The organism is Peribacillus huizhouensis (assembly GCF_014138605.1).
Classification (GTDB): domain Bacteria; phylum Bacillota; class Bacilli; order Bacillales; family DSM-1321; genus Peribacillus; species Peribacillus huizhouensis.
In genome coordinates, this window is the sequence record NZ_JACJHX010000012.1 from 99,679 (window position 1) to 122,580 (window position 22,902).

Genomic DNA, 22,902 nt, shown 5'->3' on the forward strand with positions numbered 1-22,902 from the left:
TTGATAGAGTTCGGTCTTTCTCTGGCGGAAGAAGTACTCCCCCACTGATTGAAGTTTCACTTTATCAGGTATACTGATTTTATCGAGAAAACATCCAAAATTCCGACTCCGCACCGTCATCATTGTAATTAGGCGAGTGTAGCGTGCTTCATGATATATCCTTCATGGTAAATTGTGCTGTTTAACGCTGGATTCGTTTTGTGTAAAAGAACGAATCCTTAAGTATTCACGGAAAGCCAAAAACCTTTCGTGAACAAAATGAACAAAATTATCACAATTGTTTTAAAACACTTTAATTTGCAAACGCTTACAACAAAGAGAGCATAGAGTACAATTTATCTATATATAAGATTAGGAGTGATAAATATGCTCGCTTTACTTGGATATATGATGATAATTGTATTTATGATTTTAATAATGACAGGGAGACTTTCAGCTATGATTGCTCTCATTGTCGTGCCAATTGTATTTGCACTCATAGGTGGTTTCGGGAGTGAGATGGGTCCAATGGCGTTAGAGGGAATCAAAAGTGTTGCTCCAACGGGAATCATGATATTATTTGCGATTTTATTCTTTGGTGTTTTGATTGATGCTGGAGTTTTTGACCCAATAATTAAGACAATTCTTAAGTTGGTAAAAGGAGATCCTGTAAAAATTGCCATAGGGACAGCTATTTTGGCTCTGCTAATTTCACTGGATGGAGATGGAACGACCACATATATGATTACAATTTCTGCAATGCTTCCCCTTTATAAAAGGATCGGCATGAGACCACTTCTCTTAGCAGGGATTGCTGTTTCCGCTTCAGGCGTTATGAATCTACTACCTTGGGGAGGGCCGACAGCAAGGGTGATGACCGCATTGAACCTTGAAATGTCAGACGTATTCACACCTGTTATTCCTTCTATGATTGGCGGTGTTCTATTCGTTTTGTTCATGGCTTATTGTCTCGGGAAAAAAGAAAGAAAAAGAATTGGTGTCATAGAGTTTGACTATCAGGGAGTAGCTCAACAAGCGGCTACAACTGAGGAATTGTATGTAAAACGCCCTAAATTAATTGTATTTAACTATGCTTTAACGATTACCTTATTAGTAGCACTAATCATGGAATTACTGCCATCAGCCGTTTTGTTCATGATTGGTTTTGCCATAGCCATAACGATAAATTATCCGAAATTGAGTGACCAAAAAGAACGTGTAGCAAATTATGCTGATAATGCTTTATCTGTTGTTTCGATGATTTTTGCCGCTGGAATTTTCACTGGAATTCTTGCAGGAACGGAAATGGTGGATGCTATGGCAAATTCGATGATTCAGCATATTCCAGATGTTATGGGTTCGCACTTTGCTGTAATCACGGCAGTTATTAGTGCGCCGTTTACGTTCTTCATGTCCAATGATGCCTTTTACTACGGAGTACTTCCATTACTAGCTAAGGCTGGAGCTGCTTATGGAATCGACCCAGCTTTGATTGGAAGAGCTTCTCTTTTAGGATTGCCTGTTCATTTATTAAGTCCTCTTGTTCCTTCTACCTATCTATTGGTCGGGATGGTTGGAGAAGATTTTGGAGCATTACAGCGTTCCTTCTTGAAGTGGGCATGTGGTTCAACAGCTGTCATGATTATTGTAGCTATTGTATTAGGAATCATCCCTTTTTAAACTCGCGAAAGATATGAAAGGGAGGACTATTAGGAGTTTTTGTGCAGTAGCTTACACTTTTCATACTATTAAATTTTGCAGATGTGCCTAACGTGTATCTTACAGAAATCAAGTTTTCTGTATATACACGTCTTTTTGTCTATTGCGAAATGCTTTCTCTTGCTTTAACGGAAAGTCAAGACTTCCCCCTCAAGGCTTAGAGGAATTGAAAAAGCGTAGGTGGGGGACATCTGCCCGTAAAAGCTCAATCGGGTTTGTAGTGTCGCTTTACCCACACTGTGTGGAGGTTTTAGCGACACTAGAACGGGACTACAATCAGTGGAGGATGAAGAAAAACCCCCATTGATTGAAGTTCCACTTTATTGGTACTTGTTCAAACTGGAGAGTGCTTCAAGATAATAGTGCTTTGGCAAGTTCGAAACAATTACGGAGCTAATATAATCTTTACTTATGGTTAGTCATATCAAAATTATATTTTATTTATAACTGTCCATTCATTATAATTATTCATATAGAGAGCGGAAAGAAGGACGATGTAAAATTGAATAAAAATATATGGATGTTTATTGTTCTAAGTAGCGCAGGTGGTTTTTTACTTTCATTGACAGGTCTGTCGATCGGATGGATGCTTGGAACATTAATCTTCGCTGCACTCATTTCTTTCGTATCACCAAATTTTCTAGGGGCGAAAGGTCTACCGAAATACTGGCTAAATATAGGGCAGTGTATTTTAGGTATTGAACTAGGTCAAAAAATTAATCTATCAGTTCTTACAGTCTTTCAGCAACATTGGATGGTTATTATAGTCATGCTACTGCTTTCAATTATGTTTTCATTACTTTCAGGTTTGGCACTTTGGAAATTTAGCGAAACTAATATGCTGACTAGTTTTTTCGGTACGGCACCGGGTGGATTATCGGCTATGCCAGGAATGGCTGAGGAAGTCGGTGCCAACACAGCGGTCGTTAGCATTATCCAAACGATGCGTGTTTTTCTTGTTATTTTAATTATTCCGATTGTCGTGTCCTTAATGGTGGTAATTCCGACGGCACCGGTTATCGTACAATCGCCAGGCGCTGTTTTTGAAATCCATCACTTATTATGGAGCCTGGTGCTTGCTGTCGTTGCCTATTGGGGATATCATGTAGGTAAATATTTGAAATTTCCGGCTCCGTGGCTCCTTGGAAGCATGGTTGGAGTCGCCGTTGTTCAATCCATCACATCTACCACTACTGGACACGATATGATTGCCTTCTGGCCACATAGTTTCATGGTCGTATCGCAGATTTTAATTGCCGTATCGATTGGCTCCCGTTTTCGCAAAGAAATGTTTATTGGTTTAAAACAAACATTAGTTGTTGCCTTCATCAGTACGGTCATGTTAATCGTGGCGATGTTTGTGTGTGCTTATTTTGTTTCAGAAATCACCGGAATGGCGTTTATGACCACAGCTCTTGCGTTCGCACCGGGTGGCGTTGCAGAGATGGCGACAACAGCAGTCGTGCTAGATGCTGATTCCACATTTGTTGTGGCTGTGCAGGTGCTCCGAATTATCGTAGTTTGTCTCGTGATGCCGCCGATTTTTAAATTGCTGCATAAGTGGGAAAATCAAAAAAGTGTCCATTCCCATATTTCAGCTTAAGATTATTAGTGAGGTAATAGACGGATGAATAAGGCAGTGGGAATTTATTTACTAAAATCCTGAAGGCAGGTTTTTAACCACTTTTATGCGCACTAACGGAAGTCAAGTCCCCATCTCAAGGCTTAGAGGAATTGAAGAAGCATAGGTGGGGGACTACTGTCCGTAAAGCCTGATTGAAGTTTTACTCTTGTATAAATCTGAATATAAAAATAATTAATAATACATTGACATTAATCAATCAAAATGACATAATTTATACGAAATTACAATAAACTTAAATTTTTTATATACAAAATCTTATCAAGAGCAGGTGGAGGGACAAGCCCGATGATACCCGGCAACCGACTTATTTTTAAGCACGGTGCTAATTCTTGCAGCAGAAATGCTGATAGATAAGAAGTTGTTTTTTATTCGGAAACCTCTTCTTATTGAAGGGGTTTTTTATATTTTTTGAAAGGAAGAAGTGGCAAAAATGAGCGAAGTAACAGCTGTGTACAGCATAATAACTGATTCATCAAGCTTGGAACAAAAAGCCGAAGAAATAGCGCTTGGTCTAACGGTTGGTTCTTGGACGAACCTGCCGCTACTCGAACAAGAACAATTAAAAAATCATAAAGGTCGAGTTGTCACGGTCAAAGAAGTGGATGAAGAGAAGGTATCTGGAAAAAACGTTGGCGAACTTCACATTGCTTTTCCAGCGGCTAATTTTTCAAAAGATATTCCTGCTATCCTGACGACAACTTTCGGAAAATTATCGCTAGATGGAGAAATTAAATTAGTAGATTTAAAGTTTGATCAAGACCTTTTAAGCCATTTTCCAGGACCTCGTTTTGGAATTGCAGGCATTCGCGAAAAGCTTCAAGTCTTTGATCGTCCTTTAATTATGAGTATTTTCAAGGGAGTTATTGGGAGGGATTTAGATTATCTGCTCAACCAATTACGAGAACAGGCATTGGGTGGTGTTGACCTAGTGAAGGACGATGAAATCCTCTTTGAAAACCCTCTCACTCCTCTTGAAAAAAGAGTAACAGAAGGAAAGAAAGTACTTGATCAAGTGTATGAAGAAACTGGTCATAGAACGTTATATGCCGTGAATTTAACAGGAAGAACGTTCGAATTAAGGGATCGAGCTAGAAAAGCAAGAGATTTAGGAGCGGATGTTTTGTTATTTAACGTTTTTGCTTATGGTCTTGATGTCTTACAAAGTTTACGAGAAGATGAGGAAATTGCTCTTCCAATTATGGCTCACCCTGCCGTTAGCGGTGCATTCACTTCATCAGAAAAATATGGGCTTTCTCATGCCTTACTCTTAGGGAAATTGGAAAGATTGGCAGGAGCGGACTTTTCCTTGTTTCCTTCACCATACGGCAGTGTAGCTTTGGACAGAGATAAGGTGATAGCGATAAAAGAGGAGTTAATAAAGAAAACACAGATTAAATCGGTATTTCCTGTACCATCAGCTGGGATTCACCCAGGTCTCGTACCTTTATTGATCCAAGATTTCGGAAAGGATTGTGTCATTAATGCAGGTGGAGGCGTTCATGGACACCCACAAGGAGCGCAGGGTGGTGGAAAGGCGTTTCATCAAGCAATTGAATTGGTACTTTCTGGGACTTCGTTTTCAGAAGAAACTGCTGCATTTGAACTTCAGGAGGCAGTCCGGCTATGGGGCTGGAAGGATGTGGTTGCGAAGTGAATAATCCAATCATTTTTTGTGACTTTGATGGTACGGTAACAAAGAAAGACAATATTGTTAGTATAATGAAGCAATTTGCTCCACCAGAATGGGAGATGTGGAAGGATCAAGTTTTATCTCGTTCGGTCAGTATCCAAGAAGGGGTAGGCAACATGTTTCGTCTCCTTCCAACTTCACGAAAACAGGAGATTACTAAGTTTGTTTTAGAAAATAGTGAGATTCGCGAAGGGTTTAGCGAATTTGTTCAATATACGAAAAAGCAACAGATCCCCCTTTATATCGTAAGTGGAGGGATGGATTTTTTTGTTAGACCAATTCTCGCCCCGTTTGACTCTATTGCCGGAGTGTTTTGTAATCAGGCTGATTTCTTAGGTGAAACGATTCAAATACAATGGCCACATCCTTGTGATCAGACATGTACGAATCAAAATTGCGGCTGTTGCAAACCTGCGATAATCCGACAACTATCGAATGCCAAGACGCATGCAATAGTCATTGGCGATTCTGTAACAGATTTGGAAGCTGCGAAAATTTCTCATACTGTCATAGCAAGAGATTATTTAGCTGAAAAATGCGGAGAGCTTTCGATTCCATTTCAACCTTTTGATACGTTTTATGATTGCATAGACATTTTAGAGAAATTACAAATAAGTAGTCAAACGAAGGGGGTTGGAAAATGAGTGTGTTACTTACTCGTCATCATGAGCTTATGGAGATAAAAGCTGAATTGGCCGAGAGAGATTGGTTTATGGGCACGAGCGGTAATTTAGCGATTAAAGTACAAAATGATCCATTGCAATTTCTTGTCACGGCAAGCGGAAAAGATAAACGAAAAAAAACAAATGAAGACTTTCTGCTTGTGGATGGTGATGGAAATCCTGTCGGAAGCACGAATGTGAAGCCTTCTTTTGAGACGCTGCTGCATTGTGAAATATACAAAAGAACGGATGCCGGCTGCAGTCTCCATGTTCATACAGTAGCGAACAATGTGATTTCTGAATTGTATGGCGACGTGGGGAAAGTGGTTTTTCAAGGTCAGGAGCTAATAAAGGCATTTGACCGGTGGGATGAGAATGCAGAGTTAATCATTCCAATCATCCGGAACTATGCGGATATTCCTAGATTAGCAGCAACCTTTGCTTCCTTTGCGAATGAAAATAAAGGAGCCGTGTTGATTCGTAATCACGGAATCACTGCATGGGGGAAAGATGGCTTTGAAGCTAAAAAAATTCTCGAAGCCTGTGAGTTTTTATTTCAGTATCAGCTCTCATTACTTCAGGCAAAAGCCGGACTTTATGGAGCAAGACACTTGACTTGAAAAGTCTAATAAGTTCGATTTATCTAATAAATTTTTAGGAGGAAATATGATGACAACGATTGTTATTCAAGGAACTAATGAAGTAATTGATAACCAAGAGGAAGTAATTGCATTTTTGCAAGAACAAGGCGTGATTTATGAATCATGGGATATTTCAAAATTACCAGTTCACTTACAAGAGAAGTATGTGTTAAGTGATGAAGAAAAACAAGAGATATTAACAGTTTTCCAACCTGAAATTACGGATATCGCAAACAGAAGAGGCTACAAGGCTTGGGACGTTATTTCACTTGCAGAGCATACGCCAAATCTTGACGAGTTATTAAAGAATTTCCAGCGTGAGCATCACCATACAGATGATGAAGTACGATTTATCGTGAGTGGGCATGGCGTTTTTATTATTCAAGGAAAAAATGGCCCGTTTTTTGAGGTTCACTTACATCCTGGAGACCTCATTTCTGTTCCTGTCGGGGTTCGTCATTACTTCACGTTAGATGACGATCGCAGAGTAGTTGCCATACGAGTTTTTGTCACAGCAGAAGGTTGGGTGCCTGTTTACGAGGAAGAAGCTGCACGTTAAATTATCATAATATTTAAAGTAGTCATATTACTAGTTTCAAATAATTTTTCATTGAGTGTGGCTGTTTAGGAGGGGGTTTATATGAAGGACTTTACGACTAGCTATTTTACGATGAATGAACAAGATGTCGTAGATTATGTGCAAAGTAAACTGGATTTCTTTGCACATAATGCCGAGCTTGAATGTCGTGAAATTGGCGATGGGAACTTAAATTATGTGTTTAGAGTAGTTGAGCCAAAGAGTGGTAGATCTATTATTATTAAACAAGCGGGACCGGTAGCCCGTATTTCTGATAGTTTTAAAGTTTCTCCTGACCGCAATCGGATTGAAAGTGAACTATTGAAACTTCATGACGAACTGGCTCCAGGTTTTGTTCCCATTTTCTATTCGTATGATCCTATTATGAATTGCTGTGTAATGGAGGACTTATCGGATCATGAAATTATGCGAACAGCACTTTTGAGTTATAAAAAATTCCCGTTATTTGCGGAGCATATTAGTACATTTTTAGCTAATACATTATTGCTAACATCGGATGTTGTAATGGGACATAAGGAAAAGAAAGAATTAGTGAAGAAATTTATTAATCCAGAGTTGTGTGAAATAACTGAGGATTTAGTCTATACAGAACCATTCTACGATTGTGAGCAAAATGATGTATTTGAAGGGACAAAAGAATTTATTCGAGATCATATATGGAATGATAAACAACTAGGACTAGAAACGGCCAAGTTGAAGTTCGAGTTTATGACGAATACCCAGTCATTGCTTCATGGTGATCTCCATACCGGATCTATTTTTATCAAGGAAAATTCCACGAAGATTATTGATCCTGAATTTGCCTTTTATGGTCCAGCTGGCTATGATGTCGGCAATGTAGTGGCTAATCTAATTTTTGCTTATGTGAATGCTAGTTTCACAATCGTAGATGAATCGAAACGAGAAGAATATTTGGGTTATTTGGAACAAACAATTGAGGATGTTATTCGATTGTTTCAAGAAAAGTTTTTACAGTTGTGGGATGAAAAAGTAGCAGAAAAAACAGCGATGGTACCAGGCTTTAAAGAGACATATGTAAATTCCATTATGAATGATGCAGCAGCCGTTACTGGTCTTGAGCTATGCAGAAGAATTATTGGGATTGCTCATGTTAAAGATATTACATCCATATCGAATTCGAACGACCGTGTTCAAGCAGAAAAAATTTGCTTAACAGTAGGAAAGACATTTATTCTCGAGCGGTCCCAAATCAAAACAGGTGAAGACTTCGTTAAGGTCTTGCTAGAAAGTGTTCAAAAAGTTAAGGAGGCAAACAACAACGATGACATCACCAGTAGAAACGATACAATCGGTGCAGCTCAATAAAGAAGATGAGCTGATTCTTTTAGACCAAACTCTCTTGCCAAATAAAAAAGTTTTTTTACATCTTTCCACCATTAAAGAAATTTGGGATGCCATTTATCATTTAAAAGTACGGGGAGCACCAGCAATAGGAATTGCCGCTGCATATGGAATTTATTTAGAAACAAAAAAATCTAAGGCAGTTACATTTACAGGGTTATATGATGATTTTCAAAAAAACAAACAATATTTAGCTTCTTCCCGTCCGACAGCAGTTAATTTATTTTGGGCACTGAATCGAATGGAAGAACGTTTGCTAAAAGAAACAGAAAAAAGTATAACGGAAATAAAAAACGCACTTAAGGAAGAAGCGGAAAAGATTCGAATGGAAGATGAGCTTGTGTGTCGTTCGATTGGCGAGCATGCTCTTTCTCTATTAAAACCCGGCTTTGGAATTCTAACCCACTGCAATGCAGGAACAATAGCGACCGCCAAATATGGTACAGCGCTGGCTCCAATATATTTAGGAAAGGAGCAGGGGTATGAGTTCAAAGTTTTTGCAGATGAAACAAGACCCCTCCTGCAAGGTGCTCGATTAACTGCATGGGAATTGCAAGAAGCGGGAGTAGATGTAACTTTAATTTGTGATAATATGGCTTCAATTGTTATGAAGGAAGGAAAAGTTCAGGCTGTGTTAGTAGGCTGTGATCGAGTAGCCGCTAACGGCGATACAGCTAATAAAATAGGTACATCTGGCTTGGCGATTTTAGCTAAGCATTATCAGATTCCGTTTTATGTATGCGCCCCGCTCTCTACAGTTGATATCGAGTGTGACACGGGAGACGACATCCCGATCGAGCTTCGAAATCCAGATGAAATAACAAAGTCATGGTATGAAAAGCCAATGGCACCTAAAAATGTGAAAGCATACAATCCAGCCTTTGATGTAACCGACCATGAACTGATTACTGGGATTGTTACCGAAAAAGGAATTGCTTATCCTCCGTATAAAGATAGTTTAATAAATTTGGTGAAACAGGTAAGATAAACAAAGTGAAACTTCAATCAGTGGGGGACATCTTCATTCCGATTAATTGAAGTTTCGCTTTTTTAAAAGGAAATGATATTGGAGAATTATTTCTAAAAGCAGGAAAACAAATATTTGATGTAGATGGACGTGTTCAATTGATTTAAAAAAAAGACAACTACCGCTGATTGTGCAAAAATTAGATGCTTTAGTAAGAAGATTGCCAGAAAATCATCCGAAAAGACCGCTAGTAGAAAAGGATTTGGCGAAACGACTGGCAGGTTATCGTGGCGAAAAGGCTGTTGATTACCATTTAACAGAAGTTTCGAAAAAACAATCCCTCATTTTACATGATCTCCGCTTGAAGGCTCGCACCCACTATTTCCAACTTGATACCATTATTCTCACGCAATCATTTATCCCGCATTAACGGGCAGTAAAACCCCCACCTCAATGCTTAGAGGTATCGAAGAAGCGTAGGTGGGGGATAAACTGCCCGTATAAGCCCGATTGGTGAGATACAGTGAAACTTACCGCTGTGATCTTCAGCGGTTTAGTTGAACCAATCAGGTTCATACTGTCGATTGATCGAAGCGAAAGCGAAGATCTTAGCGACAGTAGAACGGGACTAACAATCAGTGGGGGATGAAAAAAAACCACTGATTGAAGTATCACTTTATCCTTTTACTTGAAATTAAAAATATATCAGGTACCTTGTATTTTGATGGAAATTTTCAACAAATGATTCGAACATATAATGAAAAGGAAACCGCATTTCCAGATCCATTCCTACAAATCCAGCGTCAGGAAAAACAGTTGACCAACAGAAGGAAGGGTTTATCATTTGAACAATGAGAATGGCTGATATAATAGTAAAACGGCTGATATTTATGTGAAATGCCTGATATAATAAAAAATCGGCCGATATATGTTCAGAAACGGCTGATATATGTAAAAAAGGTCCTGATTAGGGGGAATTTACTCTGAAATGAGAATTAATAAATATATAAGTGAAACAGGTTTCTGTTCAAGACGGGAAACGGATCGATTAATTGCTGCAAAGAGAATTACGATTAACGATGTAGTTTGTGAGCCAGGAGATACGGTAGCTCCAGGTGATATCGTGTTGATTGATGGAAAGGCTATACCTCAAAAAGAAGATCCGGTCTATCTTTTGCTGAATAAACCAATCGGTATTACTTGTACTGCTGCACCCGATGTAGCAGGTAATATTATTGAATACGTCAACCATCCGATAAGGATTTTTGCAGTAGGAAGATTGGATAAGGCATCAGAAGGCTTGATTCTCTTAACGAATGATGGCGGAATCGTGAATAAGATGATGCGCTCGGAACATGCCCATGAGAAGGAATACTTGGTCAGAGTTGATCGGATTATTACAAACGATTTTATTAAGAAAATGGCTAGTGGTGTCGAAATTCTAGGCGTAAAGACGAAGCCATGTGAAGTAACACGAATGAATGATTATGAGTTTAAGATCATTCTTACACAAGGACTTAACCGGCAAATACGGAGAATGTCCAAGGCGTTTGGATATAAAGTAACGAAGCTTGAACGGATACGAATTATGAATCTTACATTAACTGGATTAGAGCGCGGGGACTATCGTGAGCTAACAAACGAAGAGCTGAAGCAGCTACTTGCTAGTTTACATGAAGGGTGAAAAATAAAACAGAGGTGAACGCCAATGCTTATTTTGAAAAAGAATAATAGTTACATTTGTCTGCTTAAACTAAGAGAGGGCATAAAATGACCTATAAAAGATAGCGAGTTTTCGATTTTCCAGAAAGTTTTTGTTCAAAATATTTAGTCCTACTCTATAATTTTTAGTATAGTAGTAATATAGAAAATTAAGAGGTGAAGGCCATGTATTTAACGATTAAAGAGACAGCTGAATATTTATCAATGCCTGAATCTTATATTGAAAGTTTGATTTCGCAAAATAAAATTCGAACCGTACATGACGGTCAGCAATATTTAATATATAAGGATCAGTTCAAGACTCATTTCGAACAGCTTGAGACATACAAAAAACAGTATGAGGAATATTTGAGTGAACCGATCCATGAGGATTTGGATATTAAGGACGAAGATTAAATACGAGGGGGGTCTAGTTTGAGCATTCAAAAAAAGGTAGGTTTGGTTCTAGATGTCGAGACGACTGGGTTAAGTCCAAATGAAGATGAAATGATTGAGCTTGCCATGAAGCTGTTTTCTTTTAATGAGTTAACAGGGGAAGTCTTGGAAGTAATTGATGAAGACACCTTCCTTAGGGAGCCCATGTCTACGAGTGCAAGGCGGAACTACGATCATGCTTATGAAGTCCACGGAATCCCGTTCGAGCTGGTCCGTGGAAAAAGTTTTTATGATGTAAAGATTAAGACATACTTTAATCATGCAAATGCAGTTTTTGCCCATAATGCATCGTTTGATCGCAGTTTTTTAGTTCGAATGTATCCGGATGTTAATGAACTGAAGTGGTACTGCACAATGAGAGGTGTCGCCTGGAAAGATTATGGCATGTATAACAGTAAGTTATTGACATTATTGAAACATCACTCTATATCGGACTTTCAATCTCATAGAGCAATGGATGACATTACATATTTACTAGAACTTATCAAAAAACAGAATCCTTACGGTGACTTATATTTGCAGGAAATACTTAAACGCGGGCCGATGCGAAAATACAAGCCTGCTGCTAAACAAGTAAAACGGAAATCAGCTTTTAACATATAAACGAATTGTACTACATACAGTTCTATATCCATAAAATGTGTAAAAAATTTGAAAATGGAAAAACTAGTAAGCACCGTAGAGATAAGGAGATAGATAAGTGAATGAAGTAATGAATTTTTTAAAAAGTAAAGGTTTTACCAGGTTCTTAACATTATTAATATTGATTATTGTGCTCTATAGTATGGGAAGTATGGTAAATCTCGTCTTATTTACGTTTATCTTTACTTTTCTTATGGGGCGTCTTCAAAACCTTTTGTCAGCCTATGCAAATAAATACGTAAGAATAAACCCTAAGCTGATTCTAGCCGTATTATACACATTATTTGTACTTGCGCTCGCCTATGTACTTTACAAATATCTGCCTGTCATATCAATGCAAATTTCCGAATTAATTAGCCAAATTTTTCATTTTTATCAGCACCCACCAGATAACCAAGTGATTCGCTATATAAAAGATATCATTAATAGTCCTGACTCGTCTTTTGATATTCCGAAGCAATTCAATGCCCTATACGGTTATTTATCTGGAATAGGTTCACTCGCCATTCAAGTACTTATCTCCATCATTTTAAGCTTATTTATATTGCTTGAAAAAGATAAAATAATTCGCTTCACTTCAAAATTTAAGTATGGGAAGTTCGGCGAGTTTTTCGTAAATCTTGAACACTTTGGGAAAAAATTTACGAATTCGTTTGGAAAAGTTATTGAAGTACAATTTTTGATTGCGATAACGAATTCCGTTCTGTCTGTTTTGTTTTTATGGATTCTAGGTTTTCCGCAGTTACTGGGGCTAGGAATTATGATATTCTTTCTTGGTTTAATCCCGGTAGCAGGTGTAATTATTTCCTTAATTCCTCTTTGCATGATCGCCTATAGCATTGGGGACCTTTCAAAGGTTATCGCGGTTCTAGTGATGATTGCTGTAATTCATGCAATTGAAGCTTATGTTCTTAATCCTAAGTTCATGTCAGTCAAGACAAACTTACCTACATTTTTCACTCTAGCCGTATTGCTTTTATCTGAACATTTCCTTGGTGCTTGGGGATTGATCATTGGGATCCCAATCTTTATCTTTGTGATTGATATGCTGGAAATACCAAAAAATATCGAAAAACCAAACGTTAAGGAAAACAGAGTCAAATGAAAAAAGGATCGTATCAAGTGGATTTCCGTCTACTTGATACGATCCTTTTTCAATGATCCAGTAATTAAAATGAGTTCTAGGTGAGTAGGTAAGTGATCTGGGGCTTATCTTCATCTATTGATTTTCGCTAGCATTCAAAAATAATCATAGTTCCTCTCCTCTTACTATAAAAATGTAGAAAAATGTCCAAATACCAGATATAATGGGAATTAATACTAATAAATGTCGAGAGCAATTGTTAAGCTCGTCATGAAAAATTTCAACAGGGGGAACAAAAATGTTAAAAAGAAGTGTAAGCGTATTGCTATTCTTATTATCATTAACTGTCGGAACCAGTGTTTTTGCAGCAGAAACAGATAATGAAAATGTAGAAAAGGCATTGCGTATCATTGATGAAACGAACGCGGTAATCGATGCGGAAATTGTCCAAGCGGAAAATTCTGCTGGAGTACTTCAAGACGCATATTTCGCTGATATACAATCAATAGAAGGTACAGAAGCGATTATTGCATTAAGAAGTGAATTAATAAATCTTGAAAAGGCACTGATAGTAGCAACGGAAGAAAGTGAGATTGCTAGTCTTTCAGAGCAAGTAGCTACATTAACAGCTGAAGTTACTAGTCTTGAGGCAGTACTTAGTGAACAATCATCAGAGTTTGCAGAGCTCACGCTTACATACAACGAATCATTGAATTTAATTATCCATGATGTCGACGTGCTGACTAGAGAACTATCTGCTGAAGGAATTGCAAAAGCCGCTGAATTAGGCGTCAAAGCAGAATGTGTTTGGAAATATGTAAATTTCGCTCATAAGTGGGCATGGATTGATCCGATTCAAGTGGTTGGATCATAAATTTGTCTTGAGTTTATCCTTCGTAGTGGAGTAAAATTAAACAAGTGGGTGTCCCAAAAGTAAAGGGTTAGACCCCGCAACAACTAAAGACAGTATACGAAACACAACATACTGATTTAGAGTGCGAGGTTAGACTCTTACGGGGACACCCTCTATTTTTGTTTTTGAAAGGATGAACAATTGTGGAAGGTCTTAGATTAATGAAAGAGGGCTCATATATCGGACAAGTGACGAATAATTCCACGATTATTAGTCTTTTAGAGAGTAATAGTAATGTTGAAGTTATGTTACAAACCGTTTTTAAAGATCGCGTATTTTATCTTTATCCAAGTGATAATCCAAAAGTATTTGAATTTATCTACATTTTGTCAGGGCAAATAGAGTATGTAGAAAATGGAAGAAAAACGAATCTAAAAAAGAATGATTATTTTTCAGCAAAAAATATTAAAAAGCCTATTTTATTTGAAGCTAAAACAGATGTGAGTTATTTATGGATTATAACTGAGCCTACATTTCATCACATAAGTGAAGACATTGAAAACTTAAGAAAACTTGTCTTAAATGTGGAATCTAAAGACAAATATACATATAATCATGGAATAAGAGTAGCAAATTACTCTGTGAAAATTGCTAGTAAATTGAATTTTTCTAAAGATCAAATGAAGGATTTATATTTAGCTGCTGAACTTCATGACATAGGAAAGATCAATATCCCGCTTGAAATTTTACAGAAACCTGGCAAGCTGACGAAGGAAGAATTTGATATTATAAAGAAGCATTCCAAAGATGGTGCTGACATAGTCAGTGAGACAAGTTATAAGTATTTAGCCGATATCATTGAGCAGCATCACGAACGGTTAAATGGCTCAGGCTATCCAAACGCTCTTCAGGAAGATGAAATCCTTTTGCCAGCTAAAATTATTGGTGTTGCCGATACGTTTGATGCGATGACAGAGGATCGCGCATATCGTAAAGCTTTCTCTGCCCAATTTGCAATGGAAGAAATTAAAGGGTTAACCGGAACCCATTATGATATCAATGTCGTAGAGGCATTGGAATCTGTCCTAAAAGAAGAAGGAAAAATAGAATAAGGCCTTATATTAGATGATGCTCGTACTTAGCGGGTAAAACTCACCATCGAGAGCGAAGGAAATTTTTCCTGTTTCTTCAGATACAACAAGAATTACTGCATCACATTGTTCGGACAATCCTAAAGCGGCACGATGTCTTGTACCCATTTTCTTATCTCCAACCTGTTGTTTAGTTAAAGGAAGGATGTTGGCAGCTGAGAAAATTTCATTACCGCGAATAAGGACAGCCCCATCATGTAACGGATTTCCAGGATAAAAGATGGTAGCTAATAATTGTGGTGTCAGTTCAGCACGAATCATCGTTCCTTTTTGGATGAAACGATCTACAGCGATTGATCGTTCAATAACAATAAGAGCCCCGTGACGAATCAAGGAAAGGTGTTGAATACTTCTTGAAATATCTTCATACTTTGCTGTGTATTCAGATAAATAACAATTCATATAAAAGCCAGCTGCACTTGATTGTACTTGAACAAATCGATTTTTAATCTCCTCAAAGCTCCCCAATATACAATTACTTTCCTTTTGAAGTAAGCTCAATGATTTCTCGAGTTGCTTAATAATTCCCTTAATATCTGCTTCAATGCTTTGTTTCATAGGTGAAAAATCACATGTATTCATCGTTCTTCAATCTCCTTTCTTTTTATTTTAGCTTGATCAAATTATAGGTATTTATGTGCTTCGTTGCTGTTTTAATATAGTACTAATAAATTTTCTAGTGGGGGAAGTGTTTCTTTTAATAGCTAATATATAGGGAATATGCTTTTCCACATCTATAAATATCTGATAATAAAGAATAGTCCAACTTATCCACATTACCCACAAACTTATCCAATAATTACGTAAAAAGGAAGTGGATAACTCTTTGTGCTTTTCGATAGTTGTTTAAATAATCAGAATTTTTATTCACAGTATCCACAAAGTTGTGGATAACTTTTCCTATATATACCAGTTTTGGAGTGGTATAACTCATTAGCTAAAACTTTTATTTTCTAAAATAACAGTCTTAGTTTTTGCTAAATGTCCTGCTTGTTTCGTGTAATTTACCAATTGAATAATATTAGGATAGCATTGCTTTGCTCCTAAGACTAATAATGGGACACCGATACGATCTATTTTTAGTCGCCTGGAAAATAGCCCTCCCATTGTCATCGCAAATGGTACGGTATGGGAAGTGTTGGAAAAAATAATTTTTTCATCTCCCTGATATACATCCTGCAATATTTCACCTAAGTTTTTTAGTGCTGGGACGACAAGCTTATCATTCTTTCGGCCCAGGGTATAGACAGAATTATCCTCTTCATCTACCCCATGAAAAATGATTCTGCCCATATCGCGGTTTGTTAATTTATTAAAAAAATCAACATTTAGTATTTCTGCTTTTGTTAATGTTCGATCAGTAGGTAATTTGTTTAAATGATACGCTGCCGCAAGTGCTGTACTATGTGTGCCGGCATAATCATTATAGATAAATATCATGATTTCACCCTTTTTCAAAACTTCGATATCTTGTTAGTATCTCCAATAATAATTGCTCTATCCAAAATGACTAAGGGCTTATTGGCAGCGAGGCATTGTCCAATTCGCAATAGAAAATCACTTCGTGTACTATCTTGTTTATTACTCATACTTACTTATTTTCTTGTTTGCCTTTCCAAGGTTCAAAGGAAAATGGAATGCCAATCATTTTAGCCGTTAGTTCGTCATAAGATACGATATCGTTTTTAGACAACTCTTGTAAAGAGCGTTTTCCCATTGCTCTTAGTGCGATTTTCATTTCTTCTACACTCGCTGTTAAGAATTTTTCTGCAGCTTTTACTCCTTCATCTACATTAAATTTGTCCTTGAATTTTCCTTGATTCCAAACAATTTGTGTAGGCGGTTCAAATGGAAGTGCCTTCAATGTTTGACTGTGCGCAACAGTAAATAATAAAGAAGAGCCTAAATATACTGCATCAGCACCAAGTGCAAGTACTTTTAAAAAATGACCTGGTACTAAAAGCCCTCCTGAAATAATTAAACTTATTTGTCCTTTCATGTTTCTTTTTTCTAAATGATTGGCAGCCCGGACAACTGCATGTAATGATGGTATACCGAAGTCGTCTGATAAGATAGGTGGGGCGCCGTGTGTGGCTGCTTGTCCTCCATCAATCGCAATATAATCAACACCAATCTCAATTAAATGATCAATATCTTCTTCAATTTTTCCACCTGCACCGATTTTTACACCAATTGGAACACCACCTGTTATGTCACGAAGTTCCAACACAAGTTCTTTTAAATCTGCTAATGTTTGATTTTCAAAAAAATGTTCATAAATGACTCCGTCCTCATTTTCTTTAAGTCCCATAATTTCACGAGCGCGGCCTGTTAAATTTTTGGGAGATATTTTCCCACCCATCCCGAACAATGCACCTTGCCCAAGTTTAATTTCAATCATGTCAGCACGCTGAATAAGTTCTTCTTCTTTGGACCATTCTGTTTTGGAAAATTGCAAAATATATTTTCCTGCAGTATCTAATTCTTCAGGTAAGATGCCTCCTTCTCCAGAGTTAATCGCAGTTCCTACATTTTTAGCTGCTCCTGCTAACGCTAGTCTTACTTGTTCACTTAGAGCGATTCCATAAGCCATGCCGCTGATCATGAGTGGGATTTTTATCTTTAGCGGTTTTTTTGCTTTTGGACCAATGGTTATACTCACATCAACTTCTTCTTTACCATCAATAGGAAACGGTGTCGTTTGTGCAGGAATAAAGGTAATTGGATCTAAATGGGGCCATTTTTTTGAAGAACCTAATGGGCGGTGAAGAAGATCGCCTGTTTGTGCACGTAAGCTATTTTCAAGCACATTTTGAAAACCCATATGGCGAATACCAGGCATCAACTCGATAATATTTTCTTGATAACTATCGGTTAAAATGATTTTCCCCGTCTTCTTCACAATTTGTTTTATGATCCATCGCCAACCAATGAGCATGACTAAAATGAAAACAAATATTACGGCTATCATTGCAAAAGTAAAATAGAATAAAAGGTTCGACATATCAATTCTCCACGATCAACTTAAATTTTATATACCATAATAAACATCATATCCTTATACAGGGAAATTATGTATTGTAGTGAGAGCTAATATTCTGATACGAATTTTTTCTCTTTTAAAAAGGGCTGTTTTCGCATACTTTGTTGCTTTTCAATTATTATTACACTAACAAACTCTTTGCAGGTACTTGCTTTCCGGGCGGCCTAAAAAAGCCTTCTCAGTGCTTTGCACTTGTGGGGTCTCCCTCAACACGCTTTTCTAAGCAGGAGTCTCGCATATCCGTTCCAATCAACATCTGCTCGAATTTGTTTTTGCTTATAAAAATAATCTTTACGAAAGAGCCTTTAAAAATTTGTTTACACCAATTTTAGGATTACTTGTATAGAATCCCCTAAATGTAGAATTATAGAAAATAGGAGATAGGGTCACCAGAAAAAGAGGGGGATCAACTTGATTCGTAATGTGAGTAGATTAGTAAGGAAAACTAAAGAAAAGAAACCTCATGTACAAAAGAATCACGACGATTCTAAACCACAGGATACCCTTCATAAAAATTATTATCAAAATGTCGAGACATTTCGCTCCGTTTACAATAATTGTTCTGATGTCATGTTCCGTCCGTTCTTACTTTTCGGAAAAACGAAAGCAACAATTATTTATATTAAGGGTCTTACAAATATTGAAGGTATTGAAGAATTTGTCCTTTCTCCACTCATGAATGAACCAAATAATGTGCCAAGTTCAATAAACGAGTTTCTTGAGAATAAAATGCCCGTTTCTACAGTAATAAGAGTGAATATGCTGGCGGATTGCATCGAATCAATCTCTTCTGGGAATCCGATTCTTCTCATTGAAGGGGAGAGTGCGGGGTTTTCCTTAGGATTGGCCAAATGGGAAAAACGGGGGATTGAAGAACCGATTGCAGAAGGGGGAATCAGGGGGTCTCGAGAGGGATTTAATGAATCTTTAGAGATCAATACGTCTCAATTACGACGTATTATTAAAAGCCCTGCTCTTAAAATCCAATCAATGAAAATCGGGAATTATACGAAGACGACAGTTGCTGTAGCGTATATCGATGGACTTGTAGATCAAACATTAATTGAAGAGATAACGAATCGATTGAAGAAAATTGAAATAGACGGCATTTTAGAAAGTGGGTACATTGAGGAAATGATTGAGGACAATCCGTATTCACCATTCCCTCAGATTATGTCAACAGAACGGCCGGATATCGCCTGTGCTAATTTGTTGGAGGGGAGGGCCGTCATTATTGTAGAAGGTACTCCTTTTACTTTAATTGCACCCATATCCTTCTTTTCTTTGATTCAATCACATGAGGATTATTATCAACGCTTTATGGTGGGCACCTTTATTAGATGGTTACGTTTTGTCTTTCTTGGAATTTCTCTTTTGCTTCCTTCACTTTATGTTGCTATTTTGACCTTCCATCATGAGGCAGTACCAACATCGCTACTGCTTAGCATATCAGCGTCTCGAGAAGCGGTTCCTTTTCCTGCCATAGTAGAGGCGTTAATCATGGAGATTACGTTTGAGGCACTGAGAGAGGCTGGGGTTCGATTACCGAAGCAAATAGGCTCGGCTGTCAGCATTGTTGGAGCGCTTGTAATTGGCCAAGCGTCCGTTCAAGCAGGATTGGTTTCAGCACCGATGGTCATTGTGGTCGCAATTACGGGAATTGCTTCTTTCATGATGCCTCGTTATGTTGCAGGAATTGCGTTGAGGATGCTGCGATTTCCGATGATCCTACTTGCAGGTACATTAGGATTGCTCGGCATTATGATGGGCGTTATCGCTATAGTCATTCACTTATGCAGTTTACGCTCTTTCGGAATTCCCTATTTATCACCACTAGCACCATTAAAAGGCCGTGAGCTGAAAGATGTGTTATGGAGAGCTCCTTGGTGGATGATGGATACACGACCACGCCTCACTGGGGAATCTAACTTATACCGTCAGGCCCCAGAACAGGCACCCAATCCCAAAAGGGGAAGTGAAACGGAGTAAAAGTTGGAGTCGGGTTAAAAATTGGAGAAAGGAAAGGGGCGTCTCTTCATGAAGAACATCCTTCTTTTGATCTTAATATGCGGTGTAACCTTAATAGTAAGCGGTTGCTGGGATCGAGTGGAAGTTAATGATTTGGCCATTGTTACAGCTGCAGCCATCGATAAAAAAGATGACAATCAAATCGAACTATCTCTACAAGTGTTTATCCCTAAAGCATTAAGTGGAGGAGGCAGTGAAGGAGGGGGAGGTATGAGCGGAGGAGGAGCTGTTACAATGGTGGCTTCTCATAAAGGATCAAATATTTCAGATGCATTGTCCAAGCTTCAAAGTGAGTTTCCACGCAGAGTTTTTTGGGGACATTGTAAAGTGTTTATATTCGGCGAAAAGTTAGCAAAGGCAGGAATCCAAGAACATTTGGATTTTTTGCTCCGTCATCCGCAGCCAAGAGAGAGAGCGTATGTGTATGTCAGTGAAGGGAAAGCAAAGCCTATTCTCGAATTACTTGCTCCCCTTGAACGCTATTCGGCGGAAGGACTTCGGGAACTTTCTGATTTACATATCGGAATGAAGGTAACATTACAGGATTTAGATGAAAAGTTAATCGGTATTGTTCAAGCAGCCGCACTTCCAATAGTCGATATCCACCCCCCAGGGAAGGGGCAAGAGAAATTACAAGGAGAGCCTTACATTGCCGGAACAGCAGTGTTTAAAAAAGATAAAATGATAGGTAATCTGACGGAAAAAGAAACAAGAGGAATATTGTGGATAAGAAATGAAATAGAGGCATATACAGTTACCTTTAAACCAGGTGCTGAAAAAGGGGAGATATCAATAAATCCCATTAAGGCTTCTGTAAAGTTGGTTCCTGAAATTCGAAATAAGAAATGGATAATGGTTGTGAAGATTGATACAGAAGGAACTATAATCCAGAATGGAACGAATCTGAACCTTTCAAGTCCAAAATCAATAAAGGTTGTAGAAAAAGCGTTTGAAAAAGAAATAGAAAAGCGTATTGAACTAGCTTTTCAACAAACACAACAAGAGTTGAAAACCGATATTCTAGGTTTCGGTGAAGAGTTCTCACGTAAATATCCTGATAAATGGAAAAAAAACAAAGGTCGCTGGAATGAGATATTCCCCGAGATAGAATTAGAAACAGAAATAAAGGCTCATATTCGTAGACAGGGCTATATAACCAAACCAGGTGGAATGCCTGAAAAAGAGGTGAAAGAACAATGAGATGGGGAGTTTTTGTAAGTACAACGATCATCGTGGTACTTATCATTTTGTATGAATGGCCGAAAATGAAACAAAACCCTAAAAAAGACAAAGTGGCTTTTTTTACATTGCTCCTCATCGGCTTGGTGCTATCCATGTTCGATCTATCCCATATGGCAGGACCGACTACATGGCTTGAAACGCTTTTCAAGCCGTTTGGCGAGTTTATGGAAAAGTAATTGTATCAGTGGAGGCATCTTATTTTTTTATACTATCAAAGGAGGGAGGAAGACGATGGAGAAAGGTAAAATTTCTGCGCTTCAGATGGCAATTATGATGTATCCAACGATTGTCGCTACTGCTATTCTTGGCGTGCCGAGCATTACAGCAAAATATGCCCAAAATGATTTATGGCTGGCCCCCATTTTCGCATCCTTCATTGGGTATGTGACGGTGTATATCGCCTATAAACTGCATAAACTTTACCCAAAACAATCGGTTATTCAATTTAGTGAATATATCATAGGTAGATTCCTAGGGAAAATTCTTGGTTTTTTATATTTATTTTTTTATATCCAGGTCACGGGAGAAATTATTAGAGAGTACGCGGAATTTATTGTCGATTCGTTTCTAGTTCGTACCCCAATTAGTGTTATCATGGCATCGATGGCATTCTTATGTGCTTTTATAGTATACGGAGGTATAGAAGTAATAGCGAGAGCAGCTCAATTGTTTTTTCCTCTTTTTGTCTTCCCGATTCTCATCTTAATCATTTTAGTATTGCCTGATTTTGAATTTAAGAATATATTCCCGATATTGGCGGATGGAATTTGGCCTCCAATGAAGGGGGCGATTGTGCCAGGTGGATGGTTCACGGAATTTTTTATGATCATTTTTCTCCTGCCTTTTATAAAAGATAGAAAAAAAGGTATGAAATATGGAATGATAACGGCATTTGCCGTAATGATGACGTTGGTTGTGGTGAATTTGGTCGTCCTATTTGTATTCGGTCCAGCAACAGCCTCAAAAGTGTATCCTCTGATGAACGTAGCACGATACATCAGTATCGCAGAATTTTTTGAACATTTTGAGTCTGTCGTCATGGCTATTTGGATAGTAGGAACGTTTATCAAAATATCAGTGTTTTATTATGTGACTGCATTAAGTACTGCACAATGGCTAAATCTTTCGGACTATCGTCCTATTGTATGGCCGATAGGGATTCTGTTAGTAGTATTCTGCTTTTGGTCAATTCCTAATACATTGGAAATAGAGCGTTTTAATATCGGGGTCTTCCCCCTATACGGATTTATCGTTCAAACGATTATTCCGTTGTTATTGGTGGTGATGGCAGTTTTCCGGAAAAGAAAAAGTAAAGAAACCGTATGACATAGTAGATATATTTAATTTAAAAATAAAAAATTGTTTGGAAAAAGAGTATAAAAAAGCATGTCAAGTTGACCGAATGCAAGATGATATGAAAGCTGACTATTTAGGAGCGG

General features: G+C 37.9%; 23 protein-coding genes and 1 riboswitch. Of the genes, 20 read left to right on the top strand and 3 right to left on the bottom strand.

Annotated elements, in window-relative coordinates; all coding sequences use genetic code 11:
• Nucleotides 1–366 precede the first annotated feature (366 nt).
• The 16 genes from HNP81_RS16890 (at nt 367) to HNP81_RS16965 (ending at nt 15,111) form a co-directional block, all read left to right on the top strand.
• Nucleotides 367–1,659: a CitMHS family transporter gene (locus HNP81_RS16890; protein ID WP_028390268.1), complete on the top strand. Its 1,293-nt coding sequence runs from the start codon at nt 367–369 to the stop codon at nt 1,657–1,659.
• Nucleotides 1,660–2,218: 559 nt separating this feature from the next.
• Entirely contained in the window at nt 2,219–3,301 is a 1,083-nt protein-coding gene (locus HNP81_RS16895; RefSeq protein WP_182503405.1) for an AbrB family protein, read from the top strand.
• A gap of 294 nt (nt 3,302–3,595) precedes the next feature.
• Nucleotides 3,596–3,700, top strand: a riboswitch (SAM riboswitch).
• A 73-nt stretch (nt 3,701–3,773) separates the two neighbouring features.
• A complete protein-coding gene (locus HNP81_RS16900) occupies nt 3,774–4,997 on the top strand; it encodes a 2,3-diketo-5-methylthiopentyl-1-phosphate enolase (protein ID WP_182503367.1) in 1,224 nt (407 codons plus the stop codon).
• Nucleotides 4,967–5,677, top strand: coding sequence for a 2-hydroxy-3-keto-5-methylthiopentenyl-1-phosphate phosphatase (locus tag HNP81_RS16905; RefSeq protein WP_182503368.1), 711 nt, complete (start codon nt 4,967–4,969; stop codon nt 5,675–5,677). Before HNP81_RS16900 ends, HNP81_RS16905 begins: the two co-directional genes overlap by 31 nt.
• The gene (locus tag HNP81_RS16910) at nt 5,674–6,315 is read left to right on the top strand and encodes a methylthioribulose 1-phosphate dehydratase (protein ID WP_182503369.1); all 642 of its coding nucleotides are present in this window, start codon (nt 5,674–5,676) and stop codon (nt 6,313–6,315) included. The genes HNP81_RS16905 and HNP81_RS16910 overlap by 4 nt, the downstream gene beginning before the upstream one ends.
• 49 nt (nt 6,316–6,364) lie before the next feature.
• The gene (gene mtnD / locus HNP81_RS16915; RefSeq protein ID WP_028390273.1) at nt 6,365–6,895 is read left to right on the top strand and encodes an acireductone dioxygenase; all 531 of its coding nucleotides are present in this window, start codon (nt 6,365–6,367) and stop codon (nt 6,893–6,895) included.
• 81 nt (nt 6,896–6,976) lie between these two features.
• On the top strand, nt 6,977–8,260 hold the full coding sequence (gene mtnK / locus HNP81_RS16920) for an S-methyl-5-thioribose kinase (protein WP_182503370.1): 1,284 nt from the start codon (nt 6,977–6,979) through the stop codon (nt 8,258–8,260).
• Nucleotides 8,217–9,284, top strand: coding sequence for an S-methyl-5-thioribose-1-phosphate isomerase (gene mtnA / locus HNP81_RS16925; RefSeq protein ID WP_182503371.1), 1,068 nt, complete (start codon nt 8,217–8,219; stop codon nt 9,282–9,284). The genes mtnK and mtnA overlap by 44 nt, the downstream gene beginning before the upstream one ends.
• Nucleotides 9,285–9,453: 169 nt before the next feature.
• A complete protein-coding gene (locus HNP81_RS16930; protein ID WP_182503372.1) occupies nt 9,454–9,693 on the top strand; it encodes a nuclease-related domain-containing protein in 240 nt (79 codons plus the stop codon).
• Nucleotides 9,694–9,926: 233 nt separating this feature from the next.
• Nucleotides 9,927–10,118 carry a nuclease-related domain-containing protein gene (locus HNP81_RS16935; protein ID WP_182503373.1) on the top strand — a complete coding sequence of 64 codons (192 nt, stop codon included), beginning with the start codon at nt 9,927–9,929 and terminating at the stop codon, nt 10,116–10,118.
• A 133-nt stretch (nt 10,119–10,251) separates the two neighbouring features.
• Nucleotides 10,252–10,947 (top strand): pseudouridine synthase, encoded by a 696-nt coding sequence (locus tag HNP81_RS16940; protein ID WP_182503374.1) that lies wholly within the window; start codon nt 10,252–10,254, stop codon nt 10,945–10,947.
• Between the two features lie 203 nt (nt 10,948–11,150).
• A complete protein-coding gene (locus HNP81_RS16945; protein ID WP_028390278.1) occupies nt 11,151–11,381 on the top strand; it encodes an excisionase family DNA-binding protein in 231 nt (76 codons plus the stop codon).
• Between the two features lie 18 nt (nt 11,382–11,399).
• Nucleotides 11,400–12,023: an exonuclease domain-containing protein gene (locus HNP81_RS16950; RefSeq protein WP_182503375.1), complete on the top strand. Its 624-nt coding sequence runs from the start codon at nt 11,400–11,402 to the stop codon at nt 12,021–12,023.
• Between the two features lie 109 nt (nt 12,024–12,132).
• Nucleotides 12,133–13,167: an AI-2E family transporter gene (locus HNP81_RS16955; RefSeq protein WP_034300435.1), complete on the top strand. Its 1,035-nt coding sequence runs from the start codon at nt 12,133–12,135 to the stop codon at nt 13,165–13,167.
• A 277-nt stretch (nt 13,168–13,444) separates the two neighbouring features.
• Nucleotides 13,445–14,020: a hypothetical protein gene (locus HNP81_RS16960; RefSeq protein ID WP_182503376.1), complete on the top strand. Its 576-nt coding sequence runs from the start codon at nt 13,445–13,447 to the stop codon at nt 14,018–14,020.
• A 182-nt stretch (nt 14,021–14,202) separates the two neighbouring features.
• On the top strand, nt 14,203–15,111 hold the full coding sequence (locus HNP81_RS16965) for an HD domain-containing phosphohydrolase (RefSeq protein ID WP_182503377.1): 909 nt from the start codon (nt 14,203–14,205) through the stop codon (nt 15,109–15,111).
• A 9-nt stretch (nt 15,112–15,120) separates the two neighbouring features.
• Here HNP81_RS16965 and cdaS read toward each other — a convergent pair whose 3' ends face one another.
• The 3 genes from cdaS to HNP81_RS16980 form a co-directional block, all read right to left on the bottom strand.
• A complete protein-coding gene (gene cdaS, locus HNP81_RS16970; protein ID WP_182503378.1) occupies nt 15,121–15,732 on the bottom strand; it encodes a sporulation-specific diadenylate cyclase CdaS in 612 nt (203 codons plus the stop codon).
• 351 nt (nt 15,733–16,083) lie between these two features.
• The gene (locus HNP81_RS16975) at nt 16,084–16,590 is read right to left on the bottom strand and encodes a DUF3189 family protein (RefSeq protein WP_028390284.1); all 507 of its coding nucleotides are present in this window, start codon (nt 16,588–16,590) and stop codon (nt 16,084–16,086) included.
• 151 nt (nt 16,591–16,741) lie between these two features.
• On the bottom strand, nt 16,742–18,154 hold the full coding sequence (locus HNP81_RS16980) for an FMN-binding glutamate synthase family protein (protein ID WP_182503379.1): 1,413 nt from the start codon (nt 18,152–18,154) through the stop codon (nt 16,742–16,744).
• A gap of 450 nt (nt 18,155–18,604) precedes the next feature.
• Here HNP81_RS16980 and HNP81_RS16985 point away from each other — a divergent pair, with 450 nt between their 5' ends.
• Genes HNP81_RS16985 through HNP81_RS17000 form a run of 4 tightly spaced genes read left to right on the top strand, consistent with a single transcriptional unit; the run spans nt 18,605 to nt 22,789 of the window.
• Nucleotides 18,605–20,182 (top strand): spore germination protein, encoded by a 1,578-nt coding sequence (locus HNP81_RS16985; protein ID WP_182503380.1) that lies wholly within the window; start codon nt 18,605–18,607, stop codon nt 20,180–20,182.
• 48 nt (nt 20,183–20,230) lie between these two features.
• Nucleotides 20,231–21,421 carry a Ger(x)C family spore germination protein gene (locus HNP81_RS16990; RefSeq protein ID WP_034300276.1) on the top strand — a complete coding sequence of 397 codons (1,191 nt, stop codon included), beginning with the start codon at nt 20,231–20,233 and terminating at the stop codon, nt 21,419–21,421.
• The gene (locus tag HNP81_RS16995) at nt 21,418–21,639 is read left to right on the top strand and encodes a hypothetical protein (RefSeq protein ID WP_028390288.1); all 222 of its coding nucleotides are present in this window, start codon (nt 21,418–21,420) and stop codon (nt 21,637–21,639) included. The genes HNP81_RS16990 and HNP81_RS16995 overlap by 4 nt, the downstream gene beginning before the upstream one ends.
• A 55-nt stretch (nt 21,640–21,694) precedes the next feature.
• Nucleotides 21,695–22,789, top strand: a complete 1,095-nt coding sequence (locus tag HNP81_RS17000) for a GerAB/ArcD/ProY family transporter (protein WP_028390289.1) — start codon at nt 21,695–21,697, stop codon at nt 22,787–22,789.
• The last annotated feature ends 113 nt before the right edge of the window (nt 22,790–22,902 follow it).

Coding starts and splice junctions, on each gene's coding strand:
- HNP81_RS16990 (WP_034300276.1), top strand. CDS start 20,231: ATGAAGAACATCCTTCTTTTGATCTTAATATGCGGTGTAACCTTAATA.
- HNP81_RS16995 (WP_028390288.1), top strand. CDS start 21,418: ATGAGATGGGGAGTTTTTGTAAGTACAACGATCATCGTGGTACTTATC.
- mtnA (WP_182503371.1), top strand. CDS start 8,217: ATGACATCACCAGTAGAAACGATACAATCGGTGCAGCTCAATAAAGAA.
- cdaS (WP_182503378.1), bottom strand. CDS start 15,732: ATGAATACATGTGATTTTTCACCTATGAAACAAAGCATTGAAGCAGAT.
- HNP81_RS16910 (WP_182503369.1), top strand. CDS start 5,674: ATGAGTGTGTTACTTACTCGTCATCATGAGCTTATGGAGATAAAAGCT.
- HNP81_RS16940 (WP_182503374.1), top strand. CDS start 10,252: ATGAGAATTAATAAATATATAAGTGAAACAGGTTTCTGTTCAAGACGG.
- HNP81_RS16895 (WP_182503405.1), top strand. CDS start 2,219: ATGTTTATTGTTCTAAGTAGCGCAGGTGGTTTTTTACTTTCATTGACA.
- mtnD (WP_028390273.1), top strand. CDS start 6,365: ATGACAACGATTGTTATTCAAGGAACTAATGAAGTAATTGATAACCAA.
- HNP81_RS16945 (WP_028390278.1), top strand. CDS start 11,151: ATGTATTTAACGATTAAAGAGACAGCTGAATATTTATCAATGCCTGAA.
- HNP81_RS16905 (WP_182503368.1), top strand. CDS start 4,967: ATGGGGCTGGAAGGATGTGGTTGCGAAGTGAATAATCCAATCATTTTT.
- HNP81_RS16960 (WP_182503376.1), top strand. CDS start 13,445: ATGTTAAAAAGAAGTGTAAGCGTATTGCTATTCTTATTATCATTAACT.
- mtnK (WP_182503370.1), top strand. CDS start 6,977: ATGAAGGACTTTACGACTAGCTATTTTACGATGAATGAACAAGATGTC.
- HNP81_RS16955 (WP_034300435.1), top strand. CDS start 12,133: ATGAATTTTTTAAAAAGTAAAGGTTTTACCAGGTTCTTAACATTATTA.
- HNP81_RS16975 (WP_028390284.1), bottom strand. CDS start 16,590: ATGATATTTATCTATAATGATTATGCCGGCACACATAGTACAGCACTT.
- HNP81_RS16900 (WP_182503367.1), top strand. CDS start 3,774: ATGAGCGAAGTAACAGCTGTGTACAGCATAATAACTGATTCATCAAGC.
- HNP81_RS16890 (WP_028390268.1), top strand. CDS start 367: ATGCTCGCTTTACTTGGATATATGATGATAATTGTATTTATGATTTTA.
- HNP81_RS16980 (WP_182503379.1), bottom strand. CDS start 18,154: ATGTCGAACCTTTTATTCTATTTTACTTTTGCAATGATAGCCGTAATA.
- HNP81_RS17000 (WP_028390289.1), top strand. CDS start 21,695: ATGGAGAAAGGTAAAATTTCTGCGCTTCAGATGGCAATTATGATGTAT.